The organism is Dyella sp., from assembly GCF_035685885.1.
Classification (GTDB): domain Bacteria; phylum Pseudomonadota; class Gammaproteobacteria; order Xanthomonadales; family Rhodanobacteraceae; genus Dyella.
The window spans coordinates 1-12107 of sequence record NZ_DASRZX010000058.1 but is presented as its reverse complement, the minus strand read 5'-3'; the positions used below and the strand labels follow the sequence as shown (position 1 = coordinate 12107).

Sequence of the window (12107 nt, the reverse complement as noted above, 5' to 3'; positions counted from 1 at the left end):
ATCCGCAAGGTGATCTACACCACCAACGCGATCGAGTCGGTCAACATGAGCCTGCGCAAGCTGACCAAGAATCGCGGTGCATTCCCGAGCGACGAAGCCTTGGTGAAATTGTTCTACCTGGCCCTGCGCAACATCAGCAAGCAATGGACGCTGCCGATCCGCGACTGGAAGGCTGCATTGAACCGCTTTACGATCCCATTCGAGGAACGACTTCCTCAGCGGTAACCCAAACCCCGGTTACACAAAATTCTGCACACGCCCTTTCGACAGTATCGAGCAGCTCAAGCGCGGCATCGACCGCTACATCCGCTACTACAATCACCACCGCATCAAGCTCAAACTCAAAGGCCTGAGCCCGGTGCAATACCGGACCCAGGCCTTCGATCCCTAGCTTTCAACTGTCCAACTTTGTGGGGTCAGTTCAATTCAGGGGCTTTTCTAATCTTTTTCACCACTCTAGAACAGGTGTTCGCTAGAACGGGATATCGTCGTCGTCGAAGCTGTTGTTCTGCGCCGGTGCTGGCGCGGACTGGCGCTGGTTGCCGTAGTTGTCGCCACCGCGCTGGTTGCTGTAATCGTTGCCGCCGCGGGACTGGCCACCGCCACCCTGGCTCTGGCGCTGACCGCCACCGCCGCCCTGCGCGCGCTGGAAGCCGCCACCACCGCCACCGGCGCCGCCTTCGGAACCACCGCCAAGCATCTGCATCTCGTTGGCGATAATGTCGGTGCTGAAGCGCTCGATGCCGTCCTTGTCGGTGTACTTGTCGGTGCGCAGCGAACCTTCAATGTAGACCTGGCGGCCCTTCTTGAGGTATTCGCCAGCGATTTCAGCGAGGCGGCCGAACAGCTTCACGCGGTGCCACTCGGTGCGCTCCTGCTTTTCGCCGCTCTGCTTGTCGGTCCAGTTCTCGGACGTCGCGATGCGGATGCTGGTGATCGCCGCGCCGCCGCTGGTGTAACGGGTTTCCGGATCGGCGCCGAGGTTGCCGACGATGATGACTTTGTTGATGCCACGTGCCATGGGATGAATGTCCTCTGTGAGCCGGTGCTGCGTTCTAGGGCAGTCAGCACCGGGATGGTTGAACCGGCGGCCATCATAACCATGGGCCGGCCGTCGAAACAGGATGGACTTTTCGCGCCAGACCCGCCTGCCGGCCCGGCTTGAGCCCAGGCCGCCGTGCGGGTCGGACGAAAAAACCCGCCGAATCAGACCACTGCCGGTTCTCATGGGCTGCGACACAGGACACGAAGCGCTTTTACAGGAGCGCACCCAGTGCGCGATGGCCCTTGCCGACCCAGCCGCCGGCGACAAGCGAAGGCAGCGGCCAAGTGAAGGACGTTCGCGCACTGGGTGCGTTCCTGCAACGGGCAGTGGGGGCCGCTTTTCAGCTCCCGCCGAGGAAGCGGTAACCCACGCCCGGCTCGGTCTTGAGCCAACGAGGCGCGGCGGGGTCGTCGCCCAGCTTCTGGCGCAGCTTGCCCACCACGATGCGCAGATAGTGGCTGTCGTGCGTATGCGTGGCGCCCCAGATGTCGCGCAACAGCTGTTGCTGGGTCACCACCCGGCCGGGGTGGCGCAACAACATGGCCAGCACGGCGTATTCCTTGCGGGTGAGCGCGAGCGGCTGGCTGTCCAGGGAAACCTCGCGTCGCGCCAGATCGATGGCCAACCTGCCGTCGTCGTAGCGCTGCGGAGCCTCGGGCTCCCCTGGACGGCTGCGCAGCAAGACGCGCAGTCGCGCCATCAGCTCCTGGATGCCGAACGGCTTGGTCACGTAGTCGTTGGCGCCGGCGTCCAGTGCCTTCACCTTCTCGGTCTCCGAATCGCGCACGGACAGCATCAGCACCGGCACCTGGCTCCACTGGCGCAGTTCGGCCAGCACTTCGTGGCCTTCGCGGTCCGGCAGGCCGATATCGAGCACCACCAGGTCCGGCGAGCGCGTGGCGGCCAATGCCAGCCCTTCGGCGGCGTTGGCCGCGAGCAACACCTCATAGCCCTCCGCGCGGAGACCGATATCGAGGAACTTGCGGATCTGCGCCTCATCGTCGATGACAAGTACACAGGGGACGGCAGCGGTCATGCGTTGTTATCGGGCGGCGCCGGCAACGGCAAGGTAATGCGAATGGTGGTGCCAACGCCGTCGCCGGGCAAGGCTTCCACGCTGCCGCCATGCGCGCCGATCATGCCGCGGCAGATGGCGAGCCCGAGGCCCGTGCCCTGCGGTGCGCGGTCGCCACGGGACACCGAATAGAACATGTCGAAGATGCGCGCTCGCTCGTCCTCGGGTATGCCGGGACCGCGATCGACCACATCGATCTGCACCTGCTCGCCAAAGGGGCGTACCACCACACGCACCGCCTCGCCCGGCGGCGAAAAGCGCGCAGCGTTCTCCAGGATGTTGAACAGCGCCTGCTCGATCAACGCAGGATGCACGTACAACAACATCGTGCCTCGAGGGAGCACCGTATCGAGCCGTAGATCGGGAAACAGCTTGCGCAGGCGGGTCGTGGCGGCCGCCACGATTTCGGCCACGTCAGTCCAGTCCCGATTGAGCTTGAGCGTGCCGTGGCCCAGGCGGGTCATGTCCAGCAGGTTCTGGATATAGCGATCGAGCCGCTGCCCTTCACCAAGGATGGCTTCGAGCAACTCGCGCCGCTCGCCCGGCGGCAGTTGATCGCCATAGCTGGCCAAGGTGCCGGCCGATCCGATCATGGAGGCCAGCGGTGAACGCAGATCGTGGGACACCGACGACAGCAGCGCGTTGCGCAGGCGTTCGGTTTCGCCCTGCACGCGCGCGCCTTCGAGTTCTTCCGCCAGTCGGGCGCGCTGCAGCGCCTGGCCGATGTCCTGCACCATCGCCAACGCAAGGCTGCGTTCTTCGGTAGCCGGCTCTCCCTGCCCCGCCGGAAACCGGATGGCGGCGACCCCGAGAGGATTGCCATCGCTGCTCAACGGCAGCACCCAGCATGGGGCCGCGTTGAGCGTGTCGGTATAGCGCCCCGCCTGCTCCGCGTGCTGCTCGCTCCACGCAGCCGCACCGAGATCCTGCGTGGTCAGCGGGAAATCCCGGGGCGAAGTGGCGACGACGCGCAACACCTGGCTGGCATCGCGCGCGAGGATCGCGGCGTCACAGCGCAGGACATGCGCCAACGCATCGGCACCGACCTTGCGGATACCGGCCGCGTCGGTACTGGTGGCCAATCGCTGGCCCAACGCCAGCAAGGCGCGCGCGTTGGCATGGGCGGCGCGCAGCGACTCCACCTGGCTGGCCAACCGCGTCGCCAGTCGACTGCACAGGAGCGCCGCAACCAGGAACAGGAACACGGCCAGCACGTCGTCGAAGTTGGCGATGGCCAGCGTATAGCGCGGCGGCGCAAAGAAGAAGTTGTATCCCAGAAAGCACATGATGGCGGTATAGACGGCTACCGCCATGCGCGTTCGCACAGCCACGACCATCACGGCCATCAGGAAGATGAGCGCGAGGTTCGCCACCGAAAGGTAGCGATCCGCAATGAACGACAAGCCGAACGCCACTAGCGTGGTGATCGTCGCGTAGACATATTCGCCGCGGCGCCCCGGCCCCCCCGGCATGCGCAGCCGCAACCGCGATTTCGCGCGTTCCGCGGGCGTGGCGATGATGGTCAGCTCGAGGTGCGCGCCGCGGCGCAGCAGCAGCTGCGTCAACGACCGCCCGAGCATGCGCGCGAGCGGCCGTTCCCGCGTGCGGCCGAGAATGATCTGGCCGATGCCCTCGCGGTCCGCGTGGGCGATCAGTTCGTCGGCAATCGCATGACCGCGCAGCACGACCGTTTCGCCGCCAAGCCGGCGCGCCAGACCCATGGCTGAATCCAGCCGTTCGCGCTTCACCTTGTCCAGCGGGGCACCGGTATCGACGAAGACCACGCTCCATGGCGCGCCACGCCGCTCCGCGATGCGACGCGCGACACGCACCAGATACTCGCTTTGCGAATGGCCGTCGATGGCGGCCATCACTCGGCGGCGCACGGGCATGGCACCACCGCGCGCCAGCATCTGCTCCCGCAGATCGCTGTCGACGTGGCCAGCCACGGTATCCACCGCCAGTTCGCGCAGCGCTACCAGGTTGGTCGGCGAGAAGAAGGCATCCAGTGCCGCCGCCGCCGTTTCCGGCACGTAGACCTTGCCCTGCTTCAGGCGCTGGATCAGCTCGCGCGGCGGCAGGTCAACCAGCACGATGTCCCGCGCGCGGTCGAGGAACGCGTCGGGCACCGTCTCTCGCACGGTCACGTTGGTGATGCGACGCACCTGGTCGTTGAGGCTTTCCAGGTGCTGCACGTTGAGTGCGGTGTATACCTCGATGCCAGCGTCCAGCAGTTCGGCAATGTCCTGCCAACGACGCTCGTGGCGTCCACCAGGCAAGTTGCTGTGCGCCAGCTCGTCCACCAGGATGACCGCGGGACGCCGCTGCAGGGCGGCGTCCAGGTCGAACTCGGTGAAATCACGGCCGCGATAGTTCACCTGGCGGCGCGGCAACACTTCGAGGCCTTCGATCAGCGCCTGTGTTTCCGCACGGCCATGGGTTTCCACCAGGCCTACCACCACATCCACGCCCTGCCGCTTCAGCTCGCGCGCGGCCGACAGCATGGCGTAGGTCTTGCCTACGCCGGGTGCTGCACCGAGGAAAATTTTCAGGCGACGGTTGCGCTCCTCCTGCACGGAGTCGAGCAAGGCGTCGGCCCGCGCTTCGCGGGAGAGTTCGGACATGAGGCCCCGTGGCGTGGATCGTCAGTGACTACGTTATGCCTTAATGGCCGTCCAGCGCCATATTGAGCTCGAGCACGTTGACCCGCGGCTCGCCCAGCATGCCGAGCTGGCGCCCGCTGGTGGCCATTGCAACCATGGCCTGCACCTGCGATTCGCTCAGGCCGCGCACCCGTGCCACGCGTGGCACCTGGTAGGCCGCCGCCGCCGGCGAGATCTCCGGATCCAGGCCACTGGCCGACGCTGTCACCAGGTCCACCGGAACCGGCGTCGTATTGCCAGGATCGGCGGCACGCAGGGCTTCGATGCGCTGCTTCACCGCATCGGTGAGCGCCGGATTGCTCGGCCCCTGGTTGGAGCCTGAGGAAGACGCTCCGTTGTTGGGCTGCGGGCTGGTCGCAGAAGGCCGGCCCCAGAAATACCTGGGGTCGGCGAATGGCTGGCCGATCAGCGTGGATCCGACCGGCTTGCCGTCCTTCACGACGAGGCTGCCATTCGCCTGCGACGGAAACAACAACTGTGCCAACCCGGTCGTCACCAGCGGGTAGGCAATGCCGGTCAAGGCGGTCATCAGCACCAGCATGACGACTGTTTGGCGAATGAGCTTGGTCATGACATGTACTCCGTTCAGAAGGTGCCTTGCAGCATCACGAAGCCCCGCGTGCCGCCAACATTGCGCGTGTCGTTGGCATTGAGGAAGCTGGCGGTGCGCCGGTAGAAATCGCTGTTGGTAGCCTGCGTGATGCCCGCGCTGGCCGACCAATGGGTCGCGAACTGGTACTTCAGCGTCGCGCCGAAATCGGCGTAGCTGGGATCGGTGGCACCGCTGCTCAACGGCGTAGCCAGCCTGGTCGAGTAATCGGTGTAACCGGCGTGCAGCGCCAGGCTCCATGCGTCGCTCAGGGGGAACGCGGCGTCCAACTGCACGTAGCTCGTGCCCTTGGAATCACCGCGATAGCCCTGTTCGGTATCCACGCCGAAGTAGTCGGTGAGCGCGTAGTTGTATTTCAGCGTGAACTGCTTCCAGGTGAGCGCTGCGTTGACCTCGCCCGTGTTGAGCGACCGGGACGCGAGCCCCGCCTGGTCGAGGTTGGCACCGGGATAGACGTAGCCATAGAGTCCCGCGCGCCACGACCAGTCGTCGTTGAACGACGTGCCGTAGCTGGCGTAGAGATCCAGCTCCATGGCGCCGCCCGGGTAGCTGCGCTCGCTGATGCTCGAGGCCCAGAAGCCCGCGGCGAAGCCGTTGGGAACCGTCACGTCGGCGCCACCCTGGATTGCCGGGTGTCCCCAGGTCTGCGTCAGGCCGCGAAACATGTAGTCGCTGGTCACGGCAACATTGCCCGTTACGGTGGTGCCAGGGGCGTCGGCAGCAAACGCGTTGACCGAGCCCGCCATGACGGCCAGGGCTGCACCGATGCAGGTAAAGAGAACTTTCATTGAAGCATTTCCTTTGAGAACCACGCGCTTTGCGCGGGTCATGATCTATTTGCATTCGGCCGGCTAGATGCCGGCGTATCCGCCGAGTACGTAGTCGTCGGCGGCGCCGTCGGACGGCTCGGTACCGTCCGGCGACCTGGCGTTGCCCGCTTCGCGCCCACGGCTGGGCAAGGCGATGACGACTTCGCTTTCCGAGCCTGGCACCGACAGTCGCAGTTCCATGTCGGCATGGGCGGCGTCGGGCAATGAGACGGAAAGCCTGAGGGTTTGCATGGCAAAACTCCGATAGGTGGATGGCGATGCGATAGGTTTCCTGCCCGTCATCCCGGCGCGGGCCGGAACGACGGGCCGCGCATCAAGCCAATCCGAACAGCACCAACAGCATGTCGATCACCTTGATGCCGAGGAACGGCACCACGATGCCGCCCAGGCCATAGACCAGCAGGTTGCGCCGCAGCAGGGCGCCGGCGCCGAGCGCGCGGTACTTCACGCCCTTCAGCGCGAGCGGGATCAGGAAGATGATGATCAGCGCATTGAAGATCACCGCCGACAGGATCGCGCTCTGCGGCGTGGCCAGGCGCATCACGTTGAGCGTGTTGAGTGCCGGGTACGTGGTGGCGAATGCGGCCGGGATGATCGCGAAGTACTTGGCCACGTCGTTGGCGATGGAGAACGTGGTCAGCGCACCGCGCGTGATCAGCATCTGCTTGCCGATCTCCACCACCTCGATCAGCTTGGTCGGGTTGGAGTCGAGATCGACCATGTTGCCGGCTTCCTTCGCCGCCTGCGTGCCGGTGTTCATCGCCACCGCGACGTCGGCCTGGGCGAGCGCCGGCGCATCGTTGGTGCCGTCGCCGCACATCGCTACCAGGCGGTTTTCGGCCTGGATCTTGCGGATGAGCTTGAGCTTGGCCTCCGGCGTTGCTTCGGCCAGGAAGTCGTCGACACCGGCTTCCGCGGCGATCGCGGCCGCAGTGAGCGGATTGTCGCCGGTGATCATGATGGTCTTGATGCCCATGCGGCGCATTTCGGCGAAACGCTCGCGGATGCCACCCTTCACGATGTCCTTCAACTCGATCACGCCCAGCGCCGTGGCGCCTTCGGTCACGATGAGCGGCGTAGCGCCGCGACGGGCGATGTCCTCCGCCATGTGCTTCACCAGCGGCGGCAGATGGCTGCCGTTGGCCTCCAGGTAGCGCTCCACCGCATCGAGCGCGCCCTTGCGGATCAGGCGCTCGCCGATGTTCACGCCGCTCATGCGAGTCTGGGCGGTGAACGGCACGAACTCCGCGTGACCTTCTTCCAGGTGGCGCTCACGAAGGTTGAAGCGCTCCTTGGCCAGCACCACGATGCTGCGGCCTTCCGGCGTTTCGTCGGCCAGCGAGGCGAGCTGCGCGGCATCGGCAAGGCGGCTTTCTTCCACACCCGGCGCCGGCAGGAAAGCCACCGCCTGTCGGTTACCGAGCGTGATGGTGCCGGTCTTGTCCAGCAGCAGCACATCGACGTCGCCCGCCGCTTCCACGGCACGGCCGGAGGTGGCGATGACGTTGGCGCGGATCATGCGATCCATGCCGGCGATGCCGATGGCCGACAGCAGCGCGCCGATGGTGGTGGGAATCAGGCACACCAGCAGCGCGACGAGCACGGTGAGTGTGATCGGATTACCGCTGCCCGCGGCCTGCACGCTGTAGATGGAGTACGGCAGCAACGTGGCGCAGGCCAGCAGGAAGATCAGCGTGAACTTCGCCAGCAGGATGGTAAGCGCGATCTCGTTGGGCGTCTTGCGACGCGAAGCGCCTTCCACCATCGCGATCATGCGATCCAGGAAGCTCTCGCCCGGATTGCTGGTAATGCGCACCACCAGCCAGTCCGAAAGCACGCGCGTGCCACCGGTGACCGCGCTGCGGTCGCCGCCGGATTCGCGGATGACCGGTGCAGACTCGCCCGTAATCGCGCTTTCGTCCACGCTGGCGGCGCCAAGGACCACTTCGCCATCGCCGGGAAGCATCTCCCCGGCCTCCACCAGCACATGGTGGCCCGTACGCAATTCGGAGGACGGCGTGAAGGTGATCGCCGCATCGCGATGCGGCGAAGCCAGGCGCTTGGCGATGACGTCCTTGCGCGAGCTCCGCAGTGCTGCGGCCTGAGCCTTGCCGCGGCCTTCGGCCAGCGCTTCGGCGAAGTTGGCGAACAGCAGCGTGAACCACAGCCACACCGTCACCCAGAAGATGAAGGCGGTCGGCGCCTCGCCGTGCCCGGCCAGCGCCTGCACCCACAGCAAGGTGGTCAGCACGCTGCACACGAACACCACGAACATCACCGGGTTGCGGAACTGCTGCCGCGGTGACAGCTTGCGGAACGAGTCCGCTACTGCCTTCAGAATCAGCCCGCGGTCGAAGCCGCGCACTGTGTGCACATGGGTATGCGTCGTTGTCATGGTTTGTGTTCCGTGGACATCAATGGGCCGACATCAGAAATTCGGCGATCGGCCCCAGCGCAAGCGCCGGCAGGAAAGTCAGTGCACCCACGACGATCACCACGCAGGCCAGGAGGGTGACAAACAGCGGTGTGTGGGTGGGAAGCGTGCCCGCCGAGGCCGGCACGTGGCGCTTGGCGGCGAGCGAGCCGGCCATCGCCAGCATGGCGATCACCAGCAGGTAGCGGGAGAAGTACATGCACACGCCCAGCAGCGAGTTCCAGAACGGTGTATTCGCCGAAAGTCCAGCGAACGCACTGCCGTTGTTGTTGGACGCCGACGAGAGGGCGTACAGGATTTCGCTGAAACTGTGCGCACCGGGGTTGGCTACGCCTGCCACGCCAGCGGGAACCATCACCGCGATCGCCGTGCCGATCACCACCAGCGCGCACGGCACCAGCACGGCGAGGCTGGCCATCTTCATCTCGTGCGCTTCGATCTTCTTGCCGAGGTATTCCGGCGTGCGCCCCACCATGAGGCCGGCAATGAACACCGCGACCACGGCGAAGGCGAGCATGCCGTACAGGCCCGAACCCACGCCGCCGTAAATCACCTCGCCCAGTTGCATGAGCCACATGGGCACCAGGCCACCCAACGGGGTGAAGGAGTCGTGCATCGCATTGACCGACCCGTTCGACGCTGCCGTGGTGGCGGCCGCCCAGATGCCCGATGCGGCGATGCCAAAGCGGGTCTCTTTGCCTTCCATGTTGCCGCCCGCCTGCAAGGCGGAGGCTTGCTGGTCCACAGCCAGGCCGTGCAGGGCCGGATTACCTGCCTGTTCCGCAGCCACGCAACCCACGATCAACGGGACGAAGATCAGGGTCATCACGGCCAGCAAGGCCCAGCCCTGGCGGCGGTCGCCCACCATGCGCCCGAAGGTGTAGCAGAGCGCCGCGGGAATCAGCAGAATCGCCAGCACTTCCAGGAAATTGCTCAGTGGCGTCGGGTTCTCATAGGGATGGGCCGAATTGACGTTGAAGAAGCCGCCACCGTTGGTGCCAAGCTGCTTGATCGCGATCTGCGAGGCAGCCGGACCCATCGGCAAGGACTGCGTCTCGACCTTCGTTTCCTTGGTCTTGGGATTGCCCGCAGCGTCCTTCACCGGATTGCCGTCGGCATCCTTGATGGCTTCCACCGCCGTCGTGGCCTGCATCAACGGCACGTCCTGGTACGGCTTGAAGTTCTGCACCACGCCCTGCGAAACCAGCGCCAGCGCGAGCACCAGCGACAGCGGCATCAGCACATAGAGCGTGCTGCGCGTCATGTCGACCCAGAAGTTGCCGATGCTGGTGGCGCTGCGGCGCGTGAAGCCGCGGATCACCGCCAGCAGCACGGCGATGCCCGTAGCCGCGGACAGGAAGTTCTGCACGGCCAGACCCAGCATCTGGGTCAGGTAGCTCATGGTCGACTCGCCGCCGTAACCCTGCCAGTTGGTATTGGTGATGAAGCTGATGGCGGTATTGAAGGAGGAATCCGCGCTCACCGCCGGCATCTGCTGCGGGTTGAGCGGGAGCCACTGCTGCATGCGCTGAAGGCCATACACCACGAGCAAGCCGGCCATGTTGAAGACCAGCATGGCAATGGCGTACCGGCGCCACCCCATTTCCTCGTCGGCACGCACGCCGGCAAGGCGGTAAAGGATGCGTTCCACCCCACCACCAAAGCGCGTGACCCGGTTGGGCGTTTCGGAGAACACCAGCGCCATATAGGCGCCCACCGGCTTTACGAGCAGCAGCAGGACGGCCAGGTACAGGCCGACCTGGAAATAATCATAGGTGGTCATTCGAACCACTCCGGCTTGAGAAGGGCTACGCACAGGTAGCCCGTCAGGGCCACCGCGATGGCGGCAGCCACGAAATAGATAGCGTTCATGGGTGGATCCCCCGCAGAAGAAACGCGAGCTTTAAGGCACCGCCATCCGGGCGGCGGCGGTCGATCAGGGGCGACGCCCGAGGCGGTCGCAGATCAGCAGGAAGCCGAGCGCCGCAGCGAACAGCACAAACGAGAAGAGAAGGTAGATGACGTCCATGGGCACCGAATCACCGTGTAAGCAACGGTGCAAATTGTCGGGACCGGGACATAAGAAAGGGGTAGCGAAACGGGGTGGGGGCGTATAGAACGCGTAAAATTTTTCGCCTGGCGAAAGCTATGAGTAATCCGCCCGTACAACTTTCCCCACGGCGTGAGCCCACGCGCTTCTCACGCCGTCAGCGAGCTTCACCGGCAGGAGCGCACAAACCGCATCACGCCACGGCACCCACGGGCGGCTAATGGCTCTACGTGTGGCGCCGTTTGGCCAGGGGCATCACCTGCATCAAAAGCGGGGGAGAAGTGCGCAGGCGAGGAGAGGAGACGAGCGCGCGCGCCAAGGTCAGGGCAACAGCCATTGGTTGAATTTTGATCACCCCTGAACAAATGCACGGTACCGGGACTCAATTCACAATCGCGATCACCGACGTCCCCGGCATGAACCTTCGAAGCGGTCTGCCTGCGCGAAACGCGCGGCGGTGATTGACGGCCTGCTGAGATGATTGCTAAGACATTGCATGGCGCGGGCGTCCCGGTTCCTCGCAAGATACCCAGTCTCTTGATCAAGCTCGAATCCGCAATTGGTGGCATCGGCTGATAGCGTCACCAAACCCTCGACTTACGGTTGCCGACTTTGCCGTATGCACACACTCCTGACGGCGGCCGTTTCCTGTAAGCCATCCCATCAGGCCACGTGAAGCGTGGCCTGATGGGCATTTAACTAGCGGGATGCCATTGAATGCTTCTTACTGGACGGATAAGCCGCCCATAAAAACACAGATGGATCAGTTCAGTGTCGATGTTGTTTGTAGCGTCGGAATCACGCCTGCATCACAAGAAAAGCTTGCTGAGCGATACGGAGCAAACTTCAATGCCAAGAAGAAAAAATGGGCGGCACGTTCAACTGGTCGATGCAACATCATCCATGACAATGAGAATGGGGAGATGTGGCATCAATGGCACGCATGGGAAGACCAGGGCTGTCGGACCGCCAGCGCCCGCCCGGCAGCGAGCTCAGCTTGCGGTACAGCGATAACGCCTGGGGCATGACCAATATCCTGCGCGGCGGGACACGTGCCCTGCCCGTCCGTGAAATTTGGGGGCCGTCACCCCCGCCAAGGCAGGGATGACGAGTGAAAGGTCGCTACCGCCCCGACCTCAGGCTGCGTCCGCCAGCTTCTTGTTGCGGTCAGCGCGGCTCACCGCGGAACGCAGTTCGGCCGGATCGAAATCGTCCACTGCGATGAACTCGGCCACGCCTTCGCGCACGCGCTTGAGCAAGTCGTGTTCGGACGCATTGATGACGCCGGCCTGCAGCGCTTCGGCGAGCTGGCCGTAGTAGTCGTGCGACGTGAACTGCCCCGCCTTCTGTGCCTTGCCAAACTTGCGCTCGACCGGTTCGGCGGCAATCACGTCCGGCAG

11 protein-coding genes and 1 pseudogene are annotated in these 12107 nt (G+C 64.6%); 2 read left to right on the top strand and 10 right to left on the bottom strand.

The window, feature by feature from the left end; translation table 11 throughout:
- A partial coding sequence (locus VFG49_RS07175) for a transposase (RefSeq protein WP_324858907.1) occupies nucleotides 1-225 on the top strand: 225 nt, incomplete at its 5' end.
- 37 nt (nucleotides 226-262) lie between these two features.
- A pseudogene (locus VFG49_RS07170) lies at nucleotides 263-391 on the top strand (IS3 family transposase); the annotation flags it as partial.
- Between the two features lie 81 nt (nucleotides 392-472).
- Here the strand turns inward: VFG49_RS07170 and ssb are convergent.
- From ssb to VFG49_RS07120, 10 genes are all read right to left on the bottom strand, one after another.
- On the bottom strand, nucleotides 473-1021 hold the full coding sequence (ssb, locus tag VFG49_RS07165) for a single-stranded DNA-binding protein (RefSeq protein ID WP_324858905.1): 549 nt from the start codon (nucleotides 1019-1021) through the stop codon (nucleotides 473-475).
- A 364-nt stretch (nucleotides 1022-1385) separates the two neighbouring features.
- On the bottom strand, nucleotides 1386-2081 hold the full coding sequence (locus VFG49_RS07160) for a response regulator transcription factor (protein WP_324858903.1): 696 nt from the start codon (nucleotides 2079-2081) through the stop codon (nucleotides 1386-1388).
- Complete coding sequence (locus tag VFG49_RS07155) at nucleotides 2078-4744, bottom strand: sensor histidine kinase KdpD (RefSeq protein WP_324858901.1); 2667 nt, start codon at nucleotides 4742-4744, stop codon at nucleotides 2078-2080. Before VFG49_RS07155 ends, VFG49_RS07160 begins: the two co-directional genes overlap by 4 nt.
- A gap of 40 nt (nucleotides 4745-4784) precedes the next feature.
- Nucleotides 4785-5354, bottom strand: a complete 570-nt coding sequence (gene kdpC / locus VFG49_RS07150) for a potassium-transporting ATPase subunit KdpC (protein ID WP_324858898.1) — start codon at nucleotides 5352-5354, stop codon at nucleotides 4785-4787.
- 14 nt (nucleotides 5355-5368) lie between these two features.
- Nucleotides 5369-6181: a TorF family putative porin gene (locus VFG49_RS07145; RefSeq protein WP_324858896.1), complete on the bottom strand. Its 813-nt coding sequence runs from the start codon at nucleotides 6179-6181 to the stop codon at nucleotides 5369-5371.
- A gap of 63 nt (nucleotides 6182-6244) precedes the next feature.
- A complete protein-coding gene (locus VFG49_RS07140) occupies nucleotides 6245-6454 on the bottom strand; it encodes a hypothetical protein (RefSeq protein WP_324858894.1) in 210 nt (69 codons plus the stop codon).
- An 82-nt stretch (nucleotides 6455-6536) separates the two neighbouring features.
- Nucleotides 6537-8618 (bottom strand): potassium-transporting ATPase subunit KdpB, encoded by a 2082-nt coding sequence (kdpB, locus tag VFG49_RS07135; protein WP_324858892.1) that lies wholly within the window; start codon nucleotides 8616-8618, stop codon nucleotides 6537-6539.
- A gap of 19 nt (nucleotides 8619-8637) precedes the next feature.
- Nucleotides 8638-10440: a potassium-transporting ATPase subunit KdpA gene (gene kdpA / locus VFG49_RS07130; protein ID WP_324858890.1), complete on the bottom strand. Its 1803-nt coding sequence runs from the start codon at nucleotides 10438-10440 to the stop codon at nucleotides 8638-8640.
- Nucleotides 10437-10529 carry a K(+)-transporting ATPase subunit F gene (gene kdpF / locus VFG49_RS07125; RefSeq protein ID WP_111984191.1) on the bottom strand — a complete coding sequence of 31 codons (93 nt, stop codon included), beginning with the start codon at nucleotides 10527-10529 and terminating at the stop codon, nucleotides 10437-10439. The genes kdpA and kdpF overlap by 4 nt, the downstream gene beginning before the upstream one ends.
- A 1314-nt stretch (nucleotides 10530-11843) precedes the next feature.
- A partial coding sequence (locus VFG49_RS07120) for an acyl-CoA dehydrogenase domain-containing protein (RefSeq protein WP_324858886.1) occupies nucleotides 11844-12107 on the bottom strand: 264 nt, incomplete at its 5' end.

What these genes read in the sequence shown, in the direction of transcription:
- kdpA (WP_324858890.1), bottom strand. Translation starts at nt 10,440, where the DNA reads ATGACCACCTATGATTATTTCCAGGTCGGCCTGTACCTGGCCGTCCTG.
- VFG49_RS07145 (WP_324858896.1), bottom strand. Translation starts at nt 6,181, where the DNA reads ATGAAAGTTCTCTTTACCTGCATCGGTGCAGCCCTGGCCGTCATGGCG.
- VFG49_RS07140 (WP_324858894.1), bottom strand. Translation starts at nt 6,454, where the DNA reads ATGCAAACCCTCAGGCTTTCCGTCTCATTGCCCGACGCCGCCCATGCC.
- kdpC (WP_324858898.1), bottom strand. Translation starts at nt 5,354, where the DNA reads ATGACCAAGCTCATTCGCCAAACAGTCGTCATGCTGGTGCTGATGACC.
- kdpB (WP_324858892.1), bottom strand. Translation starts at nt 8,618, where the DNA reads ATGACAACGACGCATACCCATGTGCACACAGTGCGCGGCTTCGACCGC.
- VFG49_RS07155 (WP_324858901.1), bottom strand. Translation starts at nt 4,744, where the DNA reads ATGTCCGAACTCTCCCGCGAAGCGCGGGCCGACGCCTTGCTCGACTCC.
- VFG49_RS07160 (WP_324858903.1), bottom strand. Translation starts at nt 2,081, where the DNA reads ATGACCGCTGCCGTCCCCTGTGTACTTGTCATCGACGATGAGGCGCAG.
- ssb (WP_324858905.1), bottom strand. Translation starts at nt 1,021, where the DNA reads ATGGCACGTGGCATCAACAAAGTCATCATCGTCGGCAACCTCGGCGCC.
- kdpF (WP_111984191.1), bottom strand. Translation starts at nt 10,529, where the DNA reads ATGAACGCTATCTATTTCGTGGCTGCCGCCATCGCGGTGGCCCTGACG.